Raw genomic sequence first — 22,856 nt, forward strand, 5'->3', positions numbered from 1 at the left:
GCACTCTACAATAGGAAACGTGATTCTTCAGCCCGATCAATACCCAACGCTGCACGTGCGCGCCCTCGACTTTGCGATCATGCCCGAGGCTGCATACCCCGTGATCGCTGCGGGTGCTCGGTACGCCTATTGGCTTGATTCCGCACGAGAAGAATCGCCTATGTCTCGCGTCTCGTATGTGGGTGTCGTCCCGCATTGGGCGGCTGTGCTGCGCATCGAAAACGCACGTGAGGCAACAAACCCGACACCTTGGGATGCTCTCGATACTGCGCTTGCCAGCGTGCCTGAGCCCGACAATATTGCCGAGTTGCCCGAAGGCTTGCGCGGTGGTTACGTGGGTTATTTCGGGTATGAGGCGCGCGCCGCCCTGCACCCCGGGCGCATCGGATACACGCCCCGGCACACGGCGCAAACCCCGGATTCTCTCTGGATGCCCGCCGTGCGGTACCTGACCTATGAACATGAAACCCGCCGCGCGTGGCTGCTTGGCGATGAACCCTGGCTTAAGAAAATTGAGCCGCGTTTGCGCGAATTGGCGCGGGATTCTTGGCGTGAGATACCGGGTGATAACGCACATGACGGCGATAATCCATTGAGTCAGCACGTGGAGCATCTGCTTTTTGAAGCCCCGGATTGTGAAAGCTATTGCGCAGATATTGAGCGCGCACAATGGCATATTTACGAGGGGAATAGTTATGAGGTGTGCCTGAGTGCCGAAAGTACCGCGCGGGTAGAACATCCTCTCACGCCAGATCAGCTTTTTGAGCTGTACCGCACTCAGCGTAAGCACAATCCCGCGCCCTATGCCGCCTATTTGCGGTGCGGCGATTTCTCTGTGCTTTCTTCGTCTCCTGAGCGTTTTCTGATGGTTGATACGCACGGAAACGCCGAAACGAAGCCGATTAAAGGGACATGCCCGCGCGGTGCGAATCCTCAGGATGACGCCGCCGCGGCTCACTGGCTGCAACACGATGCGAAAACCCGTGCCGAGAACCTGATGATCGTCGATCTTTTGCGCAACGACCTCTCGACGGTGAGTGACCCCGCGAGCGTGCAGGTTCCTGTACTCATGAGCGTGGAAAGTTATGCAACGGTGCATCAGCTTGTTTCTACCGTCACTGCGCGTCTTAAACCCGAAATTTCCGCGGTGCATGCCAGTGCGGCGTGCTTCCCTGGCGGATCTATGACCGGCGCACCCAAGCCCTCAACAATGAATATTATTGAGGATCTAGAGGCGCGCCCCCGCGGCGTATACTCGGGTGCTCTCGGATTCTTCTCGATGGATGGCGGCGCAAATCTCTCTATTGTCATACGCACCTTGGTTGCACACGATAACGGGCTTATAACCCTCGCCGCCGGCGGCGCGATTGTCGCCGATTCAGACCCGAACGCCGAGTACGAAGAAATGCTGACGAAACTACGCGCGGCGCTTCCACCGAGTGTGGGGCACATCGTTGAAAAGGGTGTGAGTAAGCAGAGCGTCGCCGCGACCGACCGGGAAAGCCCAGGAATATTATGAATTTTGTCTTCGATATTGACGGCACCACCAGCTTTAACGGCATGGTGATTGAGCCCGCCATTGAGCGCGAAATCTATGCGCTGCTGCGGGCGGGACACCGCATAGTTTTTGCCTCCGCCCGACCGGTGCGCGATATTCTGCCCATGCTCTCTGAGGATGTGCGCACGCATAGCGGGCTGGCGCTGATCGGCGCGAACGGTTCGCTGCTGTATCGGGACGGGCAGCTGCGGGCGCGGGAACACCTGGATGCGCATAGTTATGCGAAAATTCGGGACCTTATCGAACGTCATGGACTGCACTATATTGCGGATTCCCTGGACTCTTACGCCTTTGATTTGCCCGATGGGCATGTGCTCGTGGAGCGGCTAAACCCCGAGGGAACGGACCGCCTAGTTTCTTTGAAAGACCTGGAGAATCCTGTCAAAATAATTCTGCTTGACATCAATAATCCGCATCTTTACGCCGAGCTTGAAGAGACTATTGCGAGCCTAAACCTGCATGTGACTAAGCACCAGGATGCCACCACGAGTATTGACTTGGCACCCGGGGGAGTGCATAAAGTTTCGGCTCTTCCGCAGGCGCTTGGCGCGCGTCCGGGCGAAAAACCCGATCCTTATATCGCGTTTGGCAACGATGTGAACGATGTAGGGCTGCTTGAGGGTGCTCAGTATGCGGTCGCGGTGGGCTCGCATGAATCCTTGCTGCCGCTCGCAGATCTGACGGTGGACCCGCATCCGGATGCGGTCGCCGCCGCCATCCACACCCTCGCTTCCTCGTCCGCCTTGTAAAAAGGCTCTTTATTTATATCAAGCAGTTTTTAATGCTTTATTCACTATCAAGGCTCTTTTGATGCGGCATGTTTGGTGCATCTGAAATCCGACGAACCATCGCAGAATACCCTTATCCACCCTAATTTCGGCTATGCTCTAGAGGTGGTTTCACAAAGCCATCTTTCCGCACACAATATTTGAAGGAGCATCACCGATGAGTGAAAACATTACGTCCGGTCAAGAAAAACCGCAGAATTCCCCGTCTGTTCAGCAAACTTCTTATCAGCAGCCTATGATGCAGCCCGCACCGACAGCTTACGCCGCTGCAGCTTCAATACCAGCCACTCGCCCCAAAATTACGGCGTTGGCTATGACCGCTTTTATAGTCAGTCTGGCGTGCGCGCTCTTACGCCTCGTTGAGTTCGGTACCATGAGGTCTGCCATGAGCTCTCTGCAGACTGTGGCTGCGATGAATGGCGGGCAGTCACTCAGAAACTACAATACTCTAGAATCGTTTGTGTCCTTTATTTCTCTTCCGCTGTTCCTCAGCATTATTCTGTACATCCTGTTCGGTGTTTTCATCTACCGAGGATACAACTGGTCGCGTATCGTCATGACCGTTATTGCTGTTTTGGCTCTTGCCGGTATTGTTTTGCACACGTTTATCACATCGGCGGCTTTGAGCGGCATGAATGAAGAGAGGTCATCGCTCGCGCCCGGTTTTACGTCTTCCCTTTCCACACTCATTGTGATCTACGTGGTGTTGTTTATCGCTAACGTTGCCCTGATTGTTTTCTTGTGGCTGCCTGGGACCAACAGGTTTATGCGTGACTCCAAGGCGTACCGTCTGGCACAGAATCCGATGGCTCAGCCCACAGTCGTACAGTCGCAGCCCGTTCAGCCCCAGGCGCCGTACCAGAACTAACCTGCATATTTAGGGGCAGTAGGTGTTAAAAAGGCTCTTTATGTGAATAAAGAGCCTTTTTTACGCGGCAGAGAGCCGGGACGCACCCCTAAGGCACCTAAGGCATAGCCCTGGACACCCACCGCCAGCCCGTGCCCGGGGTAACCCGCTAAACTTGAAATATGACTAAACTTTCCGAAACCCTGACCATCGAAGAAGCCCGCGAACGTTTGCGCCAGCTCATCTCCGAGCTTGCCGTGGTGCGCGGTAAAGTGACTCTTGCCTCCGGGAAAGAAGCCGACTACTACGTCGACTTGCGCCGTATCACCCTGCATCACGAAGCGTCGCGCCTGGTCGGTCAGGTGATGCTCGATCTGCTCGATCGTAACGGCATCGAATTTGAGGCCGCCGGGGGTCTGACGATGGGCGCCGACCCGGTTGGTTCCGCAATTATGCGCGCGGCGGGCGATCAGGACCGCGCTATCGATTCGTTTGTGGTGCGTAAGGCACAAAAGTCCTACGGCATGGGTCGCCAGGTTGAGGGGCCCAGCGTTGAGGGTCGCCGCGTGGTTGCTGTTGAAGATACTTCCACCACCGGCGGGTCCGCGTTAACCGCCGTGGATGCACTGCGCACAGCGGGTGCCGAGGTCGTCGCCGTCGCCGTCATCGTAGACCGTGCAACCGGGGCGAAAGAACATATCGAAGAGGTTGCCGGGGTTCCCTGCTTCTACGCCTACTCCAAGGATGATTTAGGGCTCGACTAGGGGCTTTATAGGTGCCCGCGCGTGCTGGCAGTTAGCGGCGTGCGGGCATTGCCGCACCGCCCGCCCGCCAGATTCCTTCGCCGCGCATCCGGCACTATATGTACGCGCCATCAGAAAGAAACCATGAGTTCCCCAAGCCATCAGACACCCCTTGAGCCCTCAGATTCCGGGCAGGGTTCCCGCGTGAACGAATCTGCAGAACCGCAGAATATACCGCGGGAGTACCCCGAAAGCGAGGCTTTCGGAACGCCCCGGTTTGAGGTTGGAGTCGGCCCCTGGGAGGGCGAGTGGCCCGAGGGCGACCATTGGGATGAACAGCTTCTGCGTGAGGGCGACCGTCGCAATGTGGTGGATAAGTACCGTTACTGGAGCATGGAGGCGATTATCGCCGACCTTGACACGCGCCGCCATGATTTTCACGTCGCAATCGAGAACTGGCAGCACGATCTGAATATCGGTACCGTGGTGCGCACCGCGAACGCCTTTTTGGCGAAGGAAGTGCACATTATTGGTAAGAAACGCTGGAACCGACGCGGTGCGATGGTGACCGACCGGTATCAGCATGTGCGGCATCACCCCACGATTGAGGACTTTGTGGCGTGGGCGCAGGGCGAGGGGCTGGACATTATCGGCATCGATATTTTCCCGGATTCGGTGCCGCTTGAAACCTATGATCTGCCGAAGAACTGTGTGCTGGTCTTTGGGCAGGAAGGCCCAGGGTTGTCGGAGGAAATTCACGCCGCCGCACGCGATACGCTCTCGATCGAACAATTCGGTTCAACCCGCTCGATGAACGCGGCAACCGCCGCCGGGATCGCGATGCACGCCTGGGTGCGCCGCCACATTTTCGGACAGAAACCTTAAAGCAAATACACCGCGAGCAGGTAGGATTTTGCCGAAAAGGTAGGAAAATCCTCCCTGCTCGAACCAAAAACCACCTGCTCGCGGTGTTGTGTAGGGGAGTGAACCCCTAGCCCACCGGAACGTTCACGTTCACGAGCGAGAAAAGATCCTTCGGATCGTCCGGGTTCGCCACCAGGTCAATGAACTGCTGCAGATCGGTACCCCGGGTTGCCTCGCGTGCATAGCGCAGACCCGAGAAGTCGGCGATCGCAAAGCCCACCGAATCGAAGAGAGTAATCTGCTCATCCGAGACGCGCCCGGGTTCCTCGCCAGTCAGCACCTTCCAGAACTCCACCACGGGGAAATCCGGATCCTTCTGCTGAATTTCACCCTCGATGCGGGTCTGCGGCGGGAACTCCACGAACACGGTCGAACGATCCAAAATCTCGCTCTCCAGCTCGGTCTTGCCAGGGCAATCGCCTCCAATAGCATTCAGATGTACACCGGGCTTCACCTGCGAATTTAGAAGCACCTTTGCCTGCTGCTTATCGGCGGTGCAGGTGGTAATAATATCGGCATCTGCAACGGCCTCGTCCACGCTGGATGCGGCATGAATCCTGAACCCCAGCGGCTCCAGATTACGGCGGAACTTCTCGATAGCGGCAGGATCAACATCGTACACCGCAAGATCTTCGATGCCGAGGACGGCGCGCATCCCAAGGGCCTGGAATTCAGACTGTGAACCGGTGCCGATCATCGCCATCTTCCGCGAATCCTTGCGTGCTAGATGTTTAGCCACCATGGCAGAAACAGCGGCAGTACGAAGGGCGGTCAGCAGGGTCATCTCCGCAAGGAAAACGGGGTATCCGTTATCCACATCAGCCAGCAGACCGAACGCGGTCACGGTCTGGTACCCGCGTGCAGGGTTCGAGGGGTGCCCGTTCACGTACTTGAAGGAATAGATGATGTTATCTGAGGTCGGCATTAACTCAATCACGCCGAAGGGGGTGTGGGATGCCACGCGCGGAATCTTATCGAAGCTCTGCCATTTCTTGAAATCTTCTTCCAAGAAATTCACCATACCGGCAATAATATTCCCAACGCCGTCACGCTGAACCCACTGTGCCATGGATGCAACATCAACAAATTCAACCCTGTGGTCGGTCACGATAATCTCCTTAGTCGTGAGAGGCTGACATGAAATACTGAACCAGTATATCAGCGGTCAAATGTATAGATTATTACTGTGATGTATATAATATTCCCCGGAATACGCTGAAAATATGCATGACATTATGCTCAGCGTAGTGTGTGCAATATCCGGAAAATAATGTGTGTAAAAAACTACTTCCGATCCTCATCCGAATCATCGTCGTGTTCGGCAAGTTCCGTGAAGTAATTCTTGTACACGCCCTCATTCGAGAGCTTACGCGCCATCGGAGGAGCCGCAATCACCGGAACAGTGCCCGTGAAGCCCTCCCGAACACGCGCAATCTCATTCACGCGATCACGCACCACAAACCAACCAACAATGAGCAGCGGAATCACGAAAAGAAGCGAGATAAGAGTCCATGTGCCCACGGGGTAGTCGAGTGCCATCAGCACAATAACAATAGCCATGAAAGTCAGAACCGACCAGTCGGCAAAGCGCCCGCCGGGAGCACGGTACTCGGGACGTGTGTACTTTCCTTCCTTGGCCAGCTTGAGGAACTTCTGGTGCGAGAGCGAAATGGCAACCCAGGATGCCATTGTACCGAAGGCCGCAATATTAAGGACGACCTCAAACGCCTGTTCGGGAACAATGAAATTCAGGACTACACCGAAAAGTCCCACCACGCCGGTCAGCAGAATACCCGCCACCGGAACGCCGGACTTAGAAACCTTAGTTGCGAACTTCGGCGCAGACCCGGCAACACCCATCGAATGCAGAATACGACCAGTCGAATACAGACCCGCGTTCAGCGACGATGCGGCGGCGGTAATCACGACCAGCTGCATGATTGGGGCACTGGCGGTCACGCCAATATTGTCGAAAAAGGTCACGAAGGGCGACTCGTCATCGCTGTAGACGGTGTACGGCATGAGCAGGCACAGCAGCACTACGGCGCCCACGTAGAAGATGGCAATGCGCCACACCACAGCGTTGATAGCGCGCGGAATAATCTTCTTGACGTCCTTTGTTTCGCCGGAGGTGGTGCCCACCAGTTCGATACCGGCGTATGCGAACACAACGCCCTGCACAACAATTAACGCCGGAAGAACACCCTGCGGGAAGAGCCCATCATGTGACATAATCAGCGGAATACCGGGCTGCACGCCGTTGATGGGCTGTCCGAAGATGAGGTACCAAATACCAACCGCCATGAAAGTCAGCAGTGCCAGAATCTTGATGAGTGCAAACCAGAACTCCAGCTCGCCGAAGAGCTTAACCGAGACCAGGTTCAGGGACACGGTCACAATCACCACGATGAAGGCGGTGAGCCATTGTGGTAGGTCGGCAAAGAATTGGTTATATCGCCCAAACCAGGAGATGTAGATAGCAATTGCGGTCGCATCCGCCACCGCTGTCATGGCCCAGTTGAGCCAGTACAGCCAGCCGGAGACGAACGCCGCCTTTTCGCCGTAGAATTCACGGGTGTACGAAACGAACGAGCCAGAGGAGGGGCGGTGCAGGATCAGCTCGCCCAGTGCGCGCAGGATCAGATAGCCGAAGAACCCGCAGACGGCAAAAATGATTGCAAGCATAGGGCCGGCCTTTTCGAGACGCCCGCCTGTCCCCAAGAATAGACCGGTACCGATAGCGGAACCGATCGCAATCATTTGAAGTTGTCGAGCGCCTAGCCCCTTGTGCAGGCCTTCCTGCTCATGAGCGAAGGCGTCTTCGTGGTCTGGTCGCGTCATAGGTTTTTTAGGTGAATCGAGACTCATATTTTTCCTTATGACCTGCAGCGCCCAGCGGGAACGATGGTGTACCTTCTCAGGCGCCACAATACGGTGTTGTTCCATGCGGATATATAGTAAATCCCGGAAGCCGCATGGAGTTTTTTAAGACTATAGCAGACCAAGTATAAGAATGTTACGGGGAGCACACCCCGATAATATGCGCGTCAACGCATAATGTACGTACTGCTGTGATGCCGGGAATATTCCGAAAATTGTTATTGAAATTTAATAAATACAGTTTATTCCCTGCTATAGCAGGGAACATAAAATTATCCCTGGCTCACAGAAAAAATGCGTGTATGTATACAGGCAGGGTGTACAGGATACGAGGAGACGGCGCTCGCTTGTCGTGGGTTTAGCCGCCGCCCAGTGCGTGAATCTTTCGGTCGAGGCGCTTCTTGCGGCGGGTCAGCAGCCACCAGCCGGGTAAGTGAAGCGCGGATTTGCGACCCACCTCGATGACCGAGGGGAGCTTCTTCTTGGCGAGAGCGGTATCGATCTCAAGGTCGGTGGCACCTTCGGCGCGCATCCGTTCAATGAGGGCGAGGGATTTGGCGACGGGTCCGCCTCCAATGACGTGTGCATCCATGCGGGCTTGAATCGCCGTGCGGCGTTCTTGCAGGTGTGTCAACCGTGCATTCTTAGGGTTATTTTCACCCATTCGGCGTTCCCCTCATTATGATGACAATGACTCTCAAATACGGGCTAAAATGCCTCATCAAAGCCCGAAATAAGCCGAAAAACCGGCACTTTCAGTCTACAGAAAACCCTAACCCCCTTGGTAAAATAGTCTCTGTAGATGGCGTTCAGACGCGCCAACAAAACCACGGGAATTTACGTTTTCCCGCACCCTAGTCAAGGAGTCAGCATGGCTATTGCAACCCCCGAAGTCTACGCAGAGATGCTGGAGAATGCGAAAGCAAAAGGCTTCGCCTACCCGGCAGTAAACGTCACCTCATCGCAGACCCTCAACGCCGCTCTTCGCGGTTTCGCTGAGGCTGGTTCTGACGGTATTGTTCAGGCATCCACTGGTGGCGCAGCGTACTGGTCGGGAGCATCGAAGAAGGATATGGTCGCTGGTTCCCTGGCATTCGCGGCATACGCTCGTGAGATCGCCAAACAGTACGACGTGAACATCGCGCTGCACACTGACCACTGCCCCAAGGACAAGCTGGATGGCTTTGTTCTTCCCCTGCTCGCCGAGTCTGAAAAGGCTGTGGCGCGCGGCGAAGACCCCATCTTTAACTCTCATATGTGGGATGGTTCCGCTATTGATCTTGATGAGAACCTCAAGATTGCGGCTGAGCTTCTGGAGCGCACCAACAAGGCAAAGATTGTGCTTGAGGTTGAGATTGGTGCCGTCGGCGGCGAGGAAGACGGCGTTGAAGGCGCTATTGACGACTCCCTGTACACCACCGTTGATGACGCGGTGAAGACCGTTGAGGCTCTGGGTCTGGGCGAGAAGGGCCGCTACATTGCGGCGCTGACCTTCGGTAACGTGCACGGCGTGTACAAGCCCGGTAACGTGCACCTGCGCCCCGAACTGCTCAAGCAGATTCAGGACGAGATCGGCGCTAAGTACGGTAAGGAGAAGCCGTTCTCGCTCGTGTTCCACGGTGGTTCCGGTTCGACCGCTCAGGAGATCGCGGATGCGGTTTCCTACGGCGTGATCAAGATGAACATCGATACCGATACCCAGTACGCCTTCACCCGCCCGGTCGCCGGTCACATGTTCACCAACTATGACGGCGTGCTCAAGGTTGACGGCGAGGTCGGCAACAAGAAGGCATACGACCCCCGCGTATGGGGCGCTAAGGCTGAAGAGGGCATGGCAGCTCGCGTGGTTGAGGCTTGCCAGCAGCTCGGCTCGGCAGGCAACTCGCTGAACAAGTAGGTAATGCTTAGCCGGTTTGCCCCGGCGTAAAAAGGCTCTTTATTCCAATAAAGCGTATTATTCGCCGCTTTATTGGAATAAAGAGCCTTTTTAGTATGTGTTCGAGAGGCTCTCAGGGCGAATCCGGCGAAAATAGTCGCCGTCGTGAACGGTGTGCATGGTAGTTTTATATTTATGAGTGAGCAATCATCGAGAGAAAACTTTGTCGAACAGAACCTGCACTTGACCGCAAGCGTGGTGAGCTTCTTTACGGGGGGGGGAGGGGGGGATGATTTCCTTCTTGGCCCCAAAACTGTAGAACGTTTTCGTCGGTTTTCCAGCAAGACCAGTTTGCCACAAAGAACCTCTCAATTGCGAAAAATCAAGCACACTTATAGGGCAGGTAGTCTCAACCGAAAAGCGATGGATACCACACTGTATCCTGTTTTGAACCATTCCACAACTCAGTGCTCTTTGAGAATGGCTCTTCAGATCGTGCCTACATGATCGATTATTCTACTCTTCTGGTGCGCTGAAAGAGAACTCTCTCAAGATTATGGAAGGAGCCCCTTTATTTATCTCTGAAATACAATGTGTTACATTGTATTTCAGAGATAAATAAAGGGGCTGTGAAATGAACGCAACTGCTACCACGACGATCCGTCTTGACCCGAACCTTAAAGAACAGGCAACGAGCATCTTTGAGGCTCTTGGGATTAGCATGTCTTCGGCTATCAACACTTTTCTGAAAGCAACGATTCGTGAACAAGGTCTACCTTTTGAGATGAAAGTTGAATCTCCAGAAGTACCAGCTACTGGAAATTCCACTCTAAACAGCGCTTCTCTAGCACGAAAAGACGAGTTCTATACCCAATACGAAGACGTAGCGAAAGAAATGCAATACTATGTAAAGCAATTCAAGGGGAAAACCGTTCTTTGTAATTGCGGTGACTCTTTTGAGTCTGCGTTTTTCCGCTACTTCGTTCTTAATTTCAATGAGCTGGGGCTTGCTTCGCTTATTTCTACTTCATATTCGGGGTCATCTCTTGGAAAGCAGGAAGATCCTTTACCTTCCACTCTCCCAGCATATAAAGCTACAGTAACTGAGGTACCAGGTATTGATCTAGTTCGACCTGATGGTTCCCTAGATCTAAATGGTATTTTTAAGGCTAAAGGAAATACTTTGGAAGTTTTATCTGGTAACGGAGACTTCCGATCTTTTGAATGCGAAGAACTGCTTGAAGAAGTAGATATAGTAGTAACGAACCCGCCGTTCAGCCTTTTTCGGGAGTATATAAGCCAACTATACCGCCACAACAAGGATTTTATTGTGTTAGGTAATATGAACGCCGCAACGACCAAAGAGATTTTTCCGCTATTCCGCGATAATAAAATCTGGTATGGACGATCCATCCGTTCAGGTGACAGGAAGTTCTATGTCCCTAACAATTACCCTCTCAATGCAGCGAGTTGTGGCGTAGATGAACAAGGGCGCTGTTTCATTCGGGTCAAAGGAGTCCGATGGTTCACAAACATTGATAGCGGAATACTGCACAAACCGCTGCCACTCACTCAAGAGTATGATCCGGTAGCAAATCCTGCTTATGATAACTATAATGCTATCGAAGTTGGACGGACAGCTAATATCCCCGCTAACTACAAAGGAATCATGGGTGTTCCTATCACTTTTCTTGATAAGTACAGTCCTGACCAGTTCGAGATTCTAATGCTCGCCAACGGTAACGCACGAACCAATGTTGAATTCTCCACTCTGCAAACAGTCGGATATGAGCAACATCCAGAAGACCGCGGTGGAGTAACTATCCTCAACGGGCGTAGAACTTATGCGCGTATTCTTATTCAGAATCGGAAAAATGAAAAATAAACTTCGAGTACCTTGCGCCTATCAGGGAGGCAAGCAGCGTGTTGCTCCTCAGATTGTAGAAGAGCTTATAGAAGCAGGCTCCGCTAAATCATTGTTCTACGATTTTTGCTGTGGTTCAGGTGCTATCTCTATTGAGCTAGTCAATAGAGGTATTGATCCTTCTCGTATCGTCATGCTGGATATAAGCTCTTGGGCAGTTTTCTGGAGGGCTATCGGTACTGGTACATTTGACATACAGGTTTTTGACAATTTTCTATTAGAAATACCTTCTGATAAACGCCGGGTAAAATCGTATATGCTAGATCTTGTTGCTCAACCTGTGGGGTCGCATGAGGCTGAACTTTATCCTATCCTCCAATCGGCCTCATTTGGTGGAAAACAAATTTGGCGAGAAGAAAGCGGAAGCAAATGGGTCAATGCTTTCTTCCGTGATTATTGGGAACCTACACCTACTAGTGTGCGTCGTAGTCCTGCGAATCCGATGCAGCCATCACCCGATGAACTGCGAAGGCGAGTGATTATGCTAGCAAAACAGATGAAAGGGCTAACATGCGAAAAGGCCAATATCCTGACGACTTTGGACTGGGAGATTCCTGATGACTCGGTAGTTTATATTGACCCACCGTATAACAACACCACTGGTTACGCTTTCGAGTTTGATATTGATAATTTTACGGAGCGTTTTACTAATATTCATAAAACAAAGCTATTTGTTTCTGAAGGTAAGCAGTTATCCGAAAATGCAACTCGCTTGGTCTTTGGTGGAGCTAAAGGTGGTATCAATGGTAGTCGTGTAGGAAAACACCAAGAATGGATCAACCGTTTCTTCTAACCAGTGAATCAGAGAGGCTGAGGCGATCAGGATAGATACTTCTATAGGGCATCAGTATATTATACCGATATAACGAGAATTTGAGTTGAGGCCATTATATCCACATAAATCGGAATTGTTTTTGAAATTATCCAACTCACTTCCAGGAAACACGGCCAAAGAATAATAATCTGTATCAAGTTTAGTAAAGGTAATAATCTTAAATTTTAGACTGTTGTTTCCGTAGAGAGATTTTAAATTTTTCCCGGACGCGTTAATACCTTCGAGTTGCAACCTCCAGGTGCGATTACTATGTTGGTTGGATGGAAATTTTATAGTATTCCCTTTATAATCATCACCTTGATAATGAATTGTAATATTTTTTGTCTGGGAGATTTGAGACGGATTTACTCCAAAAAATTCAACGGTTCCACACATATACCCTGCTTTGTTCCTGTCATATGGGGTTCCCGACGGATCGCCAGAAACCAATTTTGATTGTATGGATAAATCAATTTGGTTACCCGACCCACCAGTTAATTTCTGTGTTGAATACCAAAGGGTATGATCGCTAATCTGTAAAGTAGGTGTAGTTAAAATCGCTGTATTTTTCTCCTGTTGTGAAGGAGTCTGAATCGGATTCCGAGTGGATGGCTTCTGGGGTAGTGCAATATGCTTTCCTGCGCCAAACTTAGGTTGCAGCTTGGGCTGGTTCTGCCGTGCTTCCTTCCGATTTATTTTTTGTAGGACTTCTTGTGATATATAACCATCTTTTAGTAGTTCTTCGATGAAACCCTGGTCTTTAACGTGCTTGAACGAATTACCAAGAATTTTAAGCTCATTTACATAGTCATCAATGCTTTGTTGAAGTTTTTTGCCGTCCATTTGAGTTAAATCCGCTGCAGCAATAAATGAGCTCTCGAAATTAGTCCAAAGTCCACCTGCTGTAAGGTTGTGCGACCCAACAATAGTTAGAATATCTTTGTCGTTTACAAAATTGAATATTTTAGGATGGAAAGTTTGTGAGGTTTCTGAGTGAATAATATTCAGGGAATCCACAGACTGATTTAGTGTAGTTAATGCTTCGTAAGATGTGCCGTCTAAATCAATTCCGACATACGCGGTCACACGTCCTTTAGCTAATCGAAACTCGTCGAGTGCATCCTTTATTCTGAGCACACCGGATTCTTTTGCAAATGCAACAATAATGGTCAAATCAGTGTATTTTTCTGAATTCAATAACGATATTAGTTTTTCACCCATCGTCCCGGAAAAGGGTTGATTGAAAAGTTCCAACTTGGTCTCCTAAACTATAGATCATATAAGGATGTTCTGCTCCCACACATAATTGGGGATTACGCATCAGGGGTAGCTCTTATTCCTGAACGCGCACGAAATAGTAACGGCTCTTATACCTCGTATATGTATGATAGTGAAAGAAACGAACCAAATACCAATCACATGCGTAGGTAGAGCATTCTACCTTTTCACCGTACCACTGGACTGACCACCACACAATTCGCTACCATCTTAATCTTGCTCAGTCATATCCTAGACCTGGGATACCTGAATACTAATCCCTACAGGTTTGCTCTCGCCCAGGGGCTAAAAGCCGCCCCGTTATACCTACGCTAAAACCATACCGAAGAAACCCTCGCCGAATACTTCGGGGTATCCCAAGCCACTGACAATGCCACCATCACCATGATCGAAAAGGTGGTACTGACAAATCTGCAACCTGGTGATACCCACAGAACAGAAACCCTGCGAACTCTTTCGGAACTGTCATCATAGAGATACCCTTGATACCACTTATAACTGGCACACTACACCAGGTTATGGCAACCATTCATAATGACAGACCCTGTTATTAGGGCTCTTCACGATGTGTCTGCGTACCAGTATCACGATTTGGATAGGTTTGTGACTCCGAAGGATATTTTGGTAAATAAGGAATATCAAGACTAGAACTGATCAGCTTGTCTATGAAACCACCGCGTGAGAATCTCACCAAGAATGAGAAAGAGGTTAACCGCCAGATTAACCACCACTGGGCGGTGGTGGAGCGTCGTGTGATTGCTCGGGTGAAGTGTTGTTGCTGACCCCTGAGCTTCTTATCCTTAGGGTGTTCTTGGTCGTCTGTGGGCTTATCTTTTGGCTACGAGACAACTTCCAAGTAAGTAAAACTCAAACCCGTTTTATTGGAATAAAGAGCATTTTTAGTATGAGGAAATATGTAAGGAATATATTCATTGAGAATGTTCAGGGGGTTTTCATAGAATATCCAGGGTGTAATCATAGGGTAAAAATATGAGTACAGATCATGATTTTTCACCCCAAAATTCCGCTCACGATGCGCCTGCCGCTCAAAGCAGCCGCAAGGTTCCTTGGTCGGGTATGGTCGATAGCGCCTCGGCAGATAATGAACTTCCTGCGTATACGGCACTTTACGGCCAGCTGGGGGATGAGGAAATCGTGATCCGCCCTAGTGGAGAGCCGGAAAATGATGCCGAAAAGCTGGAAAAACCCACAAGTTCAGGAAGTCCCGCAAAATCGCCAGAGAAGGCGCACGATTCAGTGGAAGTCTCTGCGGCAAAACCCTTAGGGCTTGAGAATCTCAAGATATTCTATGTTCTTCGTATAGCTCTGGCGTATATTCCGATAGTAGTTATAGCTTATTCGTGGATAAACTTTATGGCGCGGTATTCAACTTCATATCGCGAAGAAACTTCTGTAAATCTGTTATCGGTTGAACGGCCATTATCCCATATAGCGATTCTTGGGTTTCTGATGATTCCTTATGCAGTATATATTACGGCCGTACAGACCCGCGCCTGCGCAAAATTTATACGGCACAAAGATTACCCCTGGGTTGAAAAGGTGAATAACTATGGTCTTGTATTCTCTTTCGTAATGACCCTGATTACCGTCGCATACGATAACCCCTTTGGGTGTCTTATGGTTCTTTTTGACCTTGGGATGAGCATTGTTTTCGTGAAAATGATGGGTTCAGAGACGGCAAAAACTAAACCTGCCGCCCGACCCCTAAATATCACAAACCTCGATAGTAAGGAAAGTTCAAACAACAGCCTCAGTAACGAAGAAGCAGAAAAATAGTGGGATGTGAACGATATGCATGATAGTTTTGAATTTATGAGCGAGCAATCATCGAGAAAAAACTCTGCCGAACAGAACCCGCAGGATGCGGTAAAACCCTGGGCGGCGTCGCAGTCTTCCGACGAGCAGGCTTCGACGGTACCGGGGCAGGATGCATACCTGGGTGCCGCGAAACCAACGGAAGCGCCCATAGCCGTGACGACGGCAGACCCCAAATTTCCGTTCCGTTGGCTGTACGGGGTGCGTATCGCATTCATGATAGTGAGCCTGGGGACGTCTGTGTGGGGTCTATATAACTATGTGGAGTTTATGGCTAAGTATGGATTCGAGTATTGGGATGCAGAAGATTTTCTGCACTTAGCATTGACATGTGCATTTCTGGCATATTATGGCCTTCAAATACTCGCCGGTATCTTCTATCTCAGGTCTAAAGCTCTGGGATTTATTCTGAGCATCAATATTATTGGTCTGATCCTTCAAACTCTAGAAATAGCAACGCTAATTGATGTGATCACCCATATGGACGACTTCTTCCAATACGCCAATGGCTTGGCGTACCTCTACTGGGTCCTATATTTCATAGACGTAGCTCTCTGCATCGTCTTTATCGTCATGGTGAGTCAAGAATATTCACGCCGCCGGACGAATAGTAGGGTTTGGAGTCAGGGAGCACAAGCGCAAACCGCACAATCTCAGCATGCACAGACTCAGAATCCGCCGGATCCTCTAATGTAGCCGGTAGCCAGTTGTGAAAACATATGAGAGTGCCCCAGACTCTTTATCAAGGAGTCCGGGGCACTCGCATATAAACATTCGGGGAGGGAACTACTAGTGCGGGAATGCGCGCTTTAGCCGCCGCACCCGCAGCCACCACATCCGCATCCGCCGGATTTGGTGGCGACTGAACCCTCAGAGGGAATGCCGTCACCGGTGTCGCCGCCCATGAGGTTCACGCGGTTACCAATATCAGGACCGCCTACCACCTGGGGCTTTTTACCGGCGAGGGTAGCCGCGAAACCGGCGGGTTCGCGCAGAGCACCGGGCGCTAAATCGGGAATGGGAGTGAAGCCGGAAGAACCGCTCGGACCGCATGCCGCTGCAGCCGCATTCACCTTCGGCTTTTTGACCTTGTGGGCTTTAGAGAAGCGCGTAATCTGCTCGGCGGTCGGGTACATAAACGAAACTTTGACCTCGCCGTTGACGAGCATAATCGGTAGAACGTCGGCACCGCTCATCGCAATCTGCTCGGCGACGGGTTCGCATTCTTCGAATGCTGAAGGGTAACTATCGGTTGAGTAAACCTCAATATCTACCCCCGAATCGAGTGCTTCCTGCGCAGCGCCCAAAAAGAGGGTTCGTTCCATATCGTTAGGGTCCTCAGGGTTCTCGCCCGGACCCGGAATGAAAACCTCAAGGATGGTGCCGGTTAGTTCTTCGGTTTGCTCACTCATACGGGAACACTTTCTCGTCGTTAGGGTTCAAGCCTTCAATATGCTCTAAGTGTACTCGTGTTTACCTGATGCAGGGAGGGCTTACAAAAATACTGAGCGATCAGCGAAATCCTCCGGAGCTCTAGTGCTGTGTCTGCCGCCTGATTGAGCGACTGCATCATGAAATATACTCTGGAAATTCGGCATATTATGCAGGCTGGGAATATTTTTTCAAAATCCCTCGACCTGTGGTGGACACAGTAACAAAAACCTGACGAGTACGGTATTCTATAGGGCAAATACATGTATTTGCCTGTGTCGTTACACAAACGACATCTTTCGGGTGTTTACTACATCAAAGGAGATCTTATGTTTGGTTTCGGGAAGAAAAAAGCAGCGGCACCGACGGAATCGACCGCAACCGCTGATATTTATGTGGCACCGGTGACGGGGGAGTACCTTCCGCTGTCTGAAGTTTCTGACCCCGTATTTTCGCAGGGTGTCATGGGGGATGGTTACGCCGTTAACCCTACATCGAATATGATCGTTGCCCCTGCGGCAGGTACGATCGCCTTGATTCAAGACACCATGCATGCCTTTATGCTGCGCACCGATAACGGCGGCGAGGTGCTGGTGCATATCGGTATCGATACTGTAGATCTCAATGGCGAAGGCTTTACCTCGCACGCTAAGGTTGGCGATAAGGTTGAGGCGGGTGCCCCCATTATTGAGGTTGATTGGGAGGCCATTAAGGATCGTATTCCCTCCAAGGAGACGATGGTGATGGTGACCAACACCCCCAAATTCAATATTGTGAAGGACTCCGAGGAGCGCCGTACCGTCAACGCGGGCGATCACGTGGCGGAAGCGACCAAGAAGTAGAAGACGCGTAGAGCCTTGTGATGCTTCGACAGGGCGGAAGGCGCCGGTTTTCTCGCTCTGTCTGGCACGATACCCGCTTTAGCAGCCTCGCTTTATGTGAGGTCTTGTGCCGCAGGTGCCGACGCACAGACCTTACGAAAGAGGCTTTCTCATATGGTTTCACCGATTTTCGGTGGAACCATATTTTTTAACAAAAACTTTTTAACGGGCAAAAGATATTGTCTCGAAGAAATAGGCGTGGGAAAATACTTGACAAAGATAAATTTTCTCGCTCAAGCAAAAGTGATTTACAGGTAAAAAATAGTTATGCTATTTATGTGACGCGTCAAGAAAATATTTTTTGATGTGTCCGCCTATTCATTCACTCAGCAACATATAATATTTGGGAGTTCATACCCATGAGCCTTTCTTCGCAGAAACTCAACCGACGTACCGTTCTTGGCGCCACCACGCTTGGCGCTGCCGCCGCTATGATGCCCGTGGTGGGCGCATCCGCAGCAGAGGCGAGAATTCAAGGAAGTCTTCCCGGCGAGAAGGAACAGCCTGTCAATGATGAACAGCAGCCTATCCTCGACGAAGATATTGAATTTGACCCGGAACATGCCGCCTGGACCTTTCTTAGACAAAAAGAATTCTTTGTAGCACACCGTGGTTCGGGCGATATTAATCCCGAACATACCGCATACGCATATACTCAAACTGCAAGAAATGCCGATGCTATCGAAATTTCTTTGCGAACCACGGCTGATAATATTCCCGTTTGCATTCATGATGAATCGCTGATGCGCGTTACCGGACTTAATCGCAAAGTACGTGATCTTACCCTGCAAAAACTGCGCGGCGTTTACGTCAATATGCGCAAGACCCTCGGTGAAGGTACACCGCTGGAGCAGATTCCCACCTTTGAAGAGGCTGTGGATGCAATCAACAACGCCCCCACCGGCAAGCGCCTTCCCCTCTTCATCGAAGCAAAAGACTGGCGCGCACAGGTCCATCTGCTGAAAGCTATCAAAGAACGCGGGCTGGCGCATCGTGTGGTGATCAAGATGTACCGCGACGGCCACGGCGGTTTCAACCCCAACTCAAAGTATCTGACCCAAGCGAAAGCTGCGGGCTGCCAGACCTGGTGCTACTTCGACGCCAACGACAGCCTTGAAGGAATCCGTCAGCTGGCGGGATCCAACAACGTGGATGTGCTCGGCGTGCCCTACTTTGAATCCGTGCGCGGCCCCGGGTACGGTTCCATGGCGGATGATAAGGTGCGTGCCATTGTCGGCTTCGGCAAGCCCGTGATTGTTTGGGAGGTGCACCGCCGAAGCACCTACGAACACTACAAGAGCCTGGGCGTGCGCGGGTTTATGAGCCCCGACCCGTCCTGGGTGTGCGGGTGGAAAAAACAGGCCACGATCAACGTTGAAAGCGGCCGTCGGGAGCACGGCATGCTGCCCTCCAGCATCACCAACGCCCAGGATTACCCCGACTTCACCCGCGGGGCAATCGTGCACCAACAGAATTACGACGAATCCTTGCTGCTGGGGCCGCTCGCTGCTGCCACTGACAGGGAACAGTACACCCTCGAATTCGCTATGCACTGGGATAAGAAACTGCCCACAACTACCTGGAATTACGGGTACATGGCGTTCGGTCGCAGCCACGACGGTCCGCTCGGTATCGCCGGGAAGTTCCGGGGCGCATCCGAGGACGGCTGCTATGTGCTCGCTCTTCGCCCCGGCGCGAAGGTTCGGGACGAGCACGGCAAATACCGGACGGGCGATCTTGCACAGCTGATTCGTCTTGACGGCGGGCCGGGTGCGTCTCGCGAAGGTAAGGTTCTGCACACCATGAGTTTGAAAAAGCCTATCAAGCCCAACGAGAGCATCGAAGGCAAAATTGTGGTGAAGGGCAAGTACTTCTACTTTGTGATTAACGGCCAGTATTCCGCGCAGATTCATGATGCCGCCTACCGCGGTCCCTACGTGCATTTCGGCCGCTATCACGGCAATGCAACCGGCGGTCCGCTCGTGCTCACCCGCGCACTTGCCCGTGAGTCATGGGCATAAGCCTTTGAACCAGGCTGCCAGGGCGGCTTATCCACCCGAGAAAATTGTGTGGATAAGCCGCCGCGGGTTCGCCAAGAAGAAGTTGGGCAGTGCACAAAAACTGTTTGACGTCAGGTACAGGTTACCGTAGCAATTCGGGCGGGGTTAAGGCGATGCTGATCTAGGTGCTACTCTAGGGGCATGACAACTTCATTCACCGATAAAAAAGCTGTAACGACTGTGAGCCCCGAAGCTCGGGACGCATGGTTTAAATGGCAACTCACTCCACCCGTTCCCACGTCCTGGGAACTGCCCGAAGAAGCACGAGAAGACTTTGAAGATGCAATCATGCTCCTGCTCCTCATCGGCGAGGACGCCAGCGAATATGCGGATTACCTCAACGACTGCCTCGAAGAATTTCTAGGCGAATCGCAGGTCAAAGGCGACTTCTACCACGATATTGAACAATACGCGCAGAAAGTCGTGAGGGAGCGCCGTGCGCTCGCCGAGCGTTTGGGTGTTACGGGTGATTCTGGCAACTTGGCTGCGGCTTTCGCTGATTTGGAGGCGCACGGCGTGCTTGCGCGCGGTAAATTTTCGTGCTGCGGAACCTGCGCCAGCGCCGAAATCTGGGATGAGCGTGAGGGCTCTGACCGATGGAAGGGCTATATCTACTATCACCAGCAGGATGCCGAGAACCTGGCGGAAAGCGGGAGCACCTACATTGGCTTCGGCTCGTTTGAGGCGTACCCCTCCGATGAAGAGGCATGGAAGAAACTCAGCGATGAACAGCGCGCGGCCGTCACCCGCAAACATGAGGAACTATCACTCGCGTTGATGCTTGATACCGTGATCCCCACGCTGGAACGTTACGGCGTTAAGGTGACCTGGAACGGCAGCTACGATACCCGCCCGCGCCTCGATAACGTTGAGGTCTACGAGATTCCGTAAGCTATAAAACCGTGCGTGCGGTCCGCCGGAGGAGTCGCGCGTGAGTTGAGGGGCGCATCCTGTATGTTATACGGGATGCGCCCCTCTAGCTTTTTTGTATTTTCTTACCGGTGCTCGCGGGGAGGTTATTCGGGCAGCAGGCTCAGCGCAATCTGGAAAAGGTGCTCACGGTCGGTCGAGGGGGACAGGGTTGAGCGCACCATAAACCCCTGGAAAGTGAGGATGAGCGCATCCGCTGTGTCGCTGACGAAGGCTTGAAGTTCGTCAGCAGAAGGTTTGCGTTTATTCTCTGCCTCAAGATACCGCTGGCCCCAGGGGATGAGCGATTGGGCAACGATGTCGTGCAGAGTGGTAAAAAGCGTGTTGGTGGATTCTTGCACCTCGGGAACGGTAAACGATTCCAAACGGATGCGCAGCATCGAGGTGAAGTTCGCTTCGACGGTTGAGGTGGCGAAGATCATGCGCATAATATCGCGTGGGGAGGGGTCTTTGAGTTCCCCGTAAGCTGCGGCGATCATATCGATACGCTGTTGAACAGTGGCGTAAAGAATGTCGCCTTTGCCGCTGAAGTGCGAGTAAATGGAACCCGAGGAAAGTCCGGATTCTCTGATGATGTCCGTCATGGAGGTATGGGTGTACCCCTTGGCGGTAAAACACGTGAAGGCGGCGTCGATAATTTGGCGTCGACGTGCCTGTTTAGTGGCTTCGGTCAGACGTGGCATGCCTTAAGACTATACCTTTCCGAGGAGTTTGCGCTAGATAAAAATAGAATGTTTATTCTCTGTTGTGAGATTATAAACAAAATGATTATTGTGTTTGCATCTGGTCTTTATGCAGAGTAGAGTCTTAGGTGTTAATAAACAAAACATCTATTTTGTTTGGAGAGTTTCATGGCACGCACACCGGAGGCGATTACGCCCTCATCCTGGCGTAAAGTTATCGCCATCGCCACGCTGGCATCCGTCATCGTCAGCATCGTGATTCTCGCCTTCACGTGGCCCACTAAAGCCATGGAGACGAACCTACCCGTCTCCATCGCGGGACCGGAAGCAGCCGTCAGCCAATTCGAGCAAGGACTCAAAGATCGAGGAATCGAAACCTTCGAGTTCAAACAGGCATCCTCGCGTGAAGACGCCGAACGGCAGATCAAAGAACGTGAAACCTACGGCGCGATCGTCTTCACCGAAGGTGCGGCGCCCGAGGTCATGACCGCGCCCGCCGCAAACGCATCCGCAAACCAGATGCTCACCGGCGTAGCCCAGCAGATGAACGCTCAGGTACAGCAGAAAGCCACCGCAGCCAAAACTCAGGCGCTGCAGCAGGCCGTACAGGCGGGCGGTGAACAGGGGGCTATTGCTGCCCAGCAGCTCGAACAGCTGAAAACCGAGCAGGAAAAACTGCAGCAGGCACAGGTTAAGACCACCGCGGTTGTGCCGCTCGGCGAGGGTGATCCCAACGGTATGGGCCTGGCGGTTGCCGCATTCCCGCTTGTGATGGGCGGTATGCTCGGTGGGATCCTCAGCATCTCCCTCATCAAAGGAACCTTGCGCCGCTTCGTGACCGCTGGGCTCTACGGGGTTATCGGCGGACTCTTCATGACCCTTATTCTAGGAACCTGGTTCGGGTTTGTTCCCGGCGATTTCGGGGCGCTTTGGGCGACCTTCGGCGTGACCGTCTTTGCGACGGCCTCCTTCATGATCGGAATGTCCGCGTTGTTTGCCGACGCCGTCGGTATCGGTCTTGGCGCCGTGATCTCCATGTTCATCGGCAACCCGCTCTCCGGGGCAAACATGCCGTGGCAGTTTATCCCCGCACCCTGGGGCACTTTCGGACAGCTGATGGTGCCGGGTGCATCCAATACGTTGCTGCGGAATATCGCCTACTTCCCGGATGCCTCAAACTCCCTGCAATGGGCTGTGCTGTTGGGTTGGGCAGGGTTTGGCCTTCTCGCCGGGGCGATCGGATGGGCGTGGAAGGAACGCCGAGCAACTCACATGAGCGCAGAGGATGATACCGCGAGCGTTCGCGCGAAGACCGAGCAGAATGCGGACTCGCCGGACACCGTGGAGATTCCCTGGAAAACGGCAAACACATAGCGACTTCCGCCCCCAAGTAGATCCGCGAG

21 protein-coding genes are annotated in these 22,856 nt (G+C 52.1%); 14 read left to right on the top strand and 7 right to left on the bottom strand.

Features of this window, described 5'->3' with window-relative positions; translation table 11 throughout:
* The first annotated feature begins 19 nt into the window (after window positions 1–19).
* From HMPREF2756_RS03060 to HMPREF2756_RS03080, 5 genes are all read left to right on the top strand, one after another.
* Window positions 20–1,519, top strand: a complete 1,500-nt coding sequence (locus HMPREF2756_RS03060; RefSeq protein WP_070618169.1) for an anthranilate synthase component I family protein — start codon at window positions 20–22, stop codon at window positions 1,517–1,519.
* The gene (locus HMPREF2756_RS03065; RefSeq protein ID WP_070618172.1) at window positions 1,516–2,307 is read left to right on the top strand and encodes an HAD hydrolase family protein; all 792 of its coding nucleotides are present in this window, start codon (window positions 1,516–1,518) and stop codon (window positions 2,305–2,307) included. Before HMPREF2756_RS03060 ends, HMPREF2756_RS03065 begins: the two co-directional genes overlap by 4 nt.
* A 196-nt stretch (window positions 2,308–2,503) precedes the next feature.
* A complete protein-coding gene (locus HMPREF2756_RS03070) occupies window positions 2,504–3,214 on the top strand; it encodes a C4-dicarboxylate ABC transporter permease (protein WP_070618175.1) in 711 nt (236 codons plus the stop codon).
* A 161-nt stretch (window positions 3,215–3,375) separates the two neighbouring features.
* On the top strand, window positions 3,376–3,957 hold the full coding sequence (gene pyrE / locus HMPREF2756_RS03075; RefSeq protein ID WP_070618178.1) for an orotate phosphoribosyltransferase: 582 nt from the start codon (window positions 3,376–3,378) through the stop codon (window positions 3,955–3,957).
* 123 nt (window positions 3,958–4,080) lie between these two features.
* Window positions 4,081–4,821 (top strand): TrmH family RNA methyltransferase, encoded by a 741-nt coding sequence (locus HMPREF2756_RS03080; protein WP_048778042.1) that lies wholly within the window; start codon window positions 4,081–4,083, stop codon window positions 4,819–4,821.
* 106 nt (window positions 4,822–4,927) lie between these two features.
* Here the strand turns inward: HMPREF2756_RS03080 and HMPREF2756_RS03085 are convergent, their stop codons facing one another.
* The 3 genes from HMPREF2756_RS03085 to HMPREF2756_RS03095 all read right to left on the bottom strand — a co-directional run bounded on the left by HMPREF2756_RS03085 (window position 4,928) and on the right by HMPREF2756_RS03095 (window position 8,404).
* A complete protein-coding gene (locus tag HMPREF2756_RS03085; protein WP_070618181.1) occupies window positions 4,928–5,968 on the bottom strand; it encodes an ornithine cyclodeaminase in 1,041 nt (346 codons plus the stop codon).
* A 176-nt stretch (window positions 5,969–6,144) separates the two neighbouring features.
* Window positions 6,145–7,728 carry an amino acid permease gene (locus tag HMPREF2756_RS03090; protein ID WP_048778039.1) on the bottom strand — a complete coding sequence of 528 codons (1,584 nt, stop codon included), beginning with the start codon at window positions 7,726–7,728 and terminating at the stop codon, window positions 6,145–6,147.
* A 370-nt stretch (window positions 7,729–8,098) separates the two neighbouring features.
* A complete protein-coding gene (locus HMPREF2756_RS03095) occupies window positions 8,099–8,404 on the bottom strand; it encodes a hypothetical protein (protein ID WP_070618184.1) in 306 nt (101 codons plus the stop codon).
* Window positions 8,405–8,611: 207 nt separating this feature from the next.
* Here HMPREF2756_RS03095 and fbaA point away from each other — a divergent pair, with 207 nt between their 5' ends.
* The 3 genes from fbaA to HMPREF2756_RS03110 all read left to right on the top strand — a co-directional run bounded on the left by fbaA (window position 8,612) and on the right by HMPREF2756_RS03110 (window position 12,333).
* On the top strand, window positions 8,612–9,637 hold the full coding sequence (gene fbaA / locus HMPREF2756_RS03100) for a class II fructose-bisphosphate aldolase (protein ID WP_004005841.1): 1,026 nt from the start codon (window positions 8,612–8,614) through the stop codon (window positions 9,635–9,637).
* A 613-nt stretch (window positions 9,638–10,250) separates the two neighbouring features.
* Entirely contained in the window at window positions 10,251–11,501 is a 1,251-nt protein-coding gene (locus HMPREF2756_RS03105; protein WP_083301656.1) for a type II toxin-antitoxin system RelB/DinJ family antitoxin, read from the top strand.
* Window positions 11,491–12,333: a DNA adenine methylase gene (locus tag HMPREF2756_RS03110; RefSeq protein ID WP_070618188.1), complete on the top strand. Its 843-nt coding sequence runs from the start codon at window positions 11,491–11,493 to the stop codon at window positions 12,331–12,333. The genes HMPREF2756_RS03105 and HMPREF2756_RS03110 overlap by 11 nt, the downstream gene beginning before the upstream one ends.
* A 51-nt stretch (window positions 12,334–12,384) precedes the next feature.
* On the opposite strand, the gene HMPREF2756_RS03115 is transcribed toward HMPREF2756_RS03110, so the two are convergent.
* A complete protein-coding gene (locus tag HMPREF2756_RS03115; RefSeq protein WP_070618191.1) occupies window positions 12,385–13,608 on the bottom strand; it encodes a phospholipase D family protein in 1,224 nt (407 codons plus the stop codon).
* 330 nt (window positions 13,609–13,938) lie between these two features.
* Entirely contained in the window at window positions 13,939–14,064 is a 126-nt protein-coding gene (locus tag HMPREF2756_RS11565) for a hypothetical protein (RefSeq protein ID WP_256370518.1), read from the bottom strand.
* A gap of 645 nt (window positions 14,065–14,709) precedes the next feature.
* Between HMPREF2756_RS11565 and HMPREF2756_RS03125 the strand changes: the two genes are divergently transcribed.
* Together HMPREF2756_RS03125 and HMPREF2756_RS03130 are read left to right on the top strand one after the other, a co-directional pair.
* Complete coding sequence (locus HMPREF2756_RS03125; protein WP_246825815.1) at window positions 14,710–15,429, top strand: hypothetical protein; 720 nt, start codon at window positions 14,710–14,712, stop codon at window positions 15,427–15,429.
* Between the two features lie 15 nt (window positions 15,430–15,444).
* A complete protein-coding gene (locus tag HMPREF2756_RS03130; protein WP_246825818.1) occupies window positions 15,445–16,164 on the top strand; it encodes an alkaline shock response membrane anchor protein AmaP in 720 nt (239 codons plus the stop codon).
* Window positions 16,165–16,277: 113 nt separating this feature from the next.
* On the opposite strand, the gene HMPREF2756_RS03135 is transcribed toward HMPREF2756_RS03130, so the two are convergent.
* Complete coding sequence (locus tag HMPREF2756_RS03135; RefSeq protein ID WP_070618203.1) at window positions 16,278–16,880, bottom strand: arsenic metallochaperone ArsD family protein; 603 nt, start codon at window positions 16,878–16,880, stop codon at window positions 16,278–16,280.
* Window positions 16,881–17,228: 348 nt separating this feature from the next.
* Here HMPREF2756_RS03135 and HMPREF2756_RS03140 point away from each other — a divergent pair, with 348 nt between their 5' ends.
* From HMPREF2756_RS03140 to HMPREF2756_RS03150, 3 genes are all read left to right on the top strand, one after another.
* Window positions 17,229–17,741 carry a PTS sugar transporter subunit IIA gene (locus tag HMPREF2756_RS03140; RefSeq protein ID WP_041321625.1) on the top strand — a complete coding sequence of 171 codons (513 nt, stop codon included), beginning with the start codon at window positions 17,229–17,231 and terminating at the stop codon, window positions 17,739–17,741.
* Between the two features lie 398 nt (window positions 17,742–18,139).
* Complete coding sequence (locus HMPREF2756_RS03145) at window positions 18,140–19,801, top strand: glycerophosphodiester phosphodiesterase (RefSeq protein WP_070618206.1); 1,662 nt, start codon at window positions 18,140–18,142, stop codon at window positions 19,799–19,801.
* Window positions 19,802–19,981: 180 nt separating this feature from the next.
* Window positions 19,982–20,731, top strand: coding sequence for a DUF6891 domain-containing protein (locus HMPREF2756_RS03150; protein ID WP_070618209.1), 750 nt, complete (start codon window positions 19,982–19,984; stop codon window positions 20,729–20,731).
* A gap of 125 nt (window positions 20,732–20,856) precedes the next feature.
* Here the strand turns inward: HMPREF2756_RS03150 and HMPREF2756_RS03155 are convergent, their stop codons facing one another.
* Window positions 20,857–21,453 (bottom strand): TetR/AcrR family transcriptional regulator, encoded by a 597-nt coding sequence (locus tag HMPREF2756_RS03155; RefSeq protein ID WP_013398047.1) that lies wholly within the window; start codon window positions 21,451–21,453, stop codon window positions 20,857–20,859.
* A gap of 168 nt (window positions 21,454–21,621) precedes the next feature.
* Here HMPREF2756_RS03155 and HMPREF2756_RS03160 point away from each other — a divergent pair, with 168 nt between their 5' ends.
* Window positions 21,622–22,827 carry an ABC transporter permease gene (locus HMPREF2756_RS03160; RefSeq protein ID WP_070618212.1) on the top strand — a complete coding sequence of 402 codons (1,206 nt, stop codon included), beginning with the start codon at window positions 21,622–21,624 and terminating at the stop codon, window positions 22,825–22,827.
* Window positions 22,828–22,856 lie beyond the last annotated feature (29 nt).

Origin of the sequence: Rothia sp. HMSC067H10, from assembly GCF_001810635.1 — a bacterium.
Taxonomy (GTDB): Bacteria; Actinomycetota; Actinomycetes; order Actinomycetales; family Micrococcaceae; genus Rothia; species Rothia dentocariosa.

What these genes read in the sequence shown, in the direction of transcription:
- fbaA (WP_004005841.1), top strand. Translation starts at nt 8,612, where the DNA reads ATGGCTATTGCAACCCCCGAAGTCTACGCAGAGATGCTGGAGAATGCG.
- HMPREF2756_RS03150 (WP_070618209.1), top strand. Translation starts at nt 19,982, where the DNA reads ATGACAACTTCATTCACCGATAAAAAAGCTGTAACGACTGTGAGCCCC.
- HMPREF2756_RS03155 (WP_013398047.1), bottom strand. Translation starts at nt 21,453, where the DNA reads ATGCCACGTCTGACCGAAGCCACTAAACAGGCACGTCGACGCCAAATT.
- HMPREF2756_RS03065 (WP_070618172.1), top strand. Translation starts at nt 1,516, where the DNA reads ATGAATTTTGTCTTCGATATTGACGGCACCACCAGCTTTAACGGCATG.
- HMPREF2756_RS03095 (WP_070618184.1), bottom strand. Translation starts at nt 8,404, where the DNA reads ATGGGTGAAAATAACCCTAAGAATGCACGGTTGACACACCTGCAAGAA.
- HMPREF2756_RS03145 (WP_070618206.1), top strand. Translation starts at nt 18,140, where the DNA reads ATGAGCCTTTCTTCGCAGAAACTCAACCGACGTACCGTTCTTGGCGCC.
- HMPREF2756_RS03135 (WP_070618203.1), bottom strand. Translation starts at nt 16,880, where the DNA reads ATGAGTGAGCAAACCGAAGAACTAACCGGCACCATCCTTGAGGTTTTC.
- HMPREF2756_RS03130 (WP_246825818.1), top strand. Translation starts at nt 15,445, where the DNA reads ATGCATGATAGTTTTGAATTTATGAGCGAGCAATCATCGAGAAAAAAC.
- HMPREF2756_RS03125 (WP_246825815.1), top strand. Translation starts at nt 14,710, where the DNA reads ATGGTCGATAGCGCCTCGGCAGATAATGAACTTCCTGCGTATACGGCA.
- HMPREF2756_RS03070 (WP_070618175.1), top strand. Translation starts at nt 2,504, where the DNA reads ATGAGTGAAAACATTACGTCCGGTCAAGAAAAACCGCAGAATTCCCCG.
- HMPREF2756_RS03140 (WP_041321625.1), top strand. Translation starts at nt 17,229, where the DNA reads ATGTTTGGTTTCGGGAAGAAAAAAGCAGCGGCACCGACGGAATCGACC.
- HMPREF2756_RS03105 (WP_083301656.1), top strand. Translation starts at nt 10,251, where the DNA reads ATGAACGCAACTGCTACCACGACGATCCGTCTTGACCCGAACCTTAAA.
- HMPREF2756_RS03080 (WP_048778042.1), top strand. Translation starts at nt 4,081, where the DNA reads ATGAGTTCCCCAAGCCATCAGACACCCCTTGAGCCCTCAGATTCCGGG.
- HMPREF2756_RS03160 (WP_070618212.1), top strand. Translation starts at nt 21,622, where the DNA reads ATGGCACGCACACCGGAGGCGATTACGCCCTCATCCTGGCGTAAAGTT.
- pyrE (WP_070618178.1), top strand. Translation starts at nt 3,376, where the DNA reads ATGACTAAACTTTCCGAAACCCTGACCATCGAAGAAGCCCGCGAACGT.
- HMPREF2756_RS03090 (WP_048778039.1), bottom strand. Translation starts at nt 7,728, where the DNA reads ATGAGTCTCGATTCACCTAAAAAACCTATGACGCGACCAGACCACGAA.
- HMPREF2756_RS03110 (WP_070618188.1), top strand. Translation starts at nt 11,491, where the DNA reads ATGAAAAATAAACTTCGAGTACCTTGCGCCTATCAGGGAGGCAAGCAG.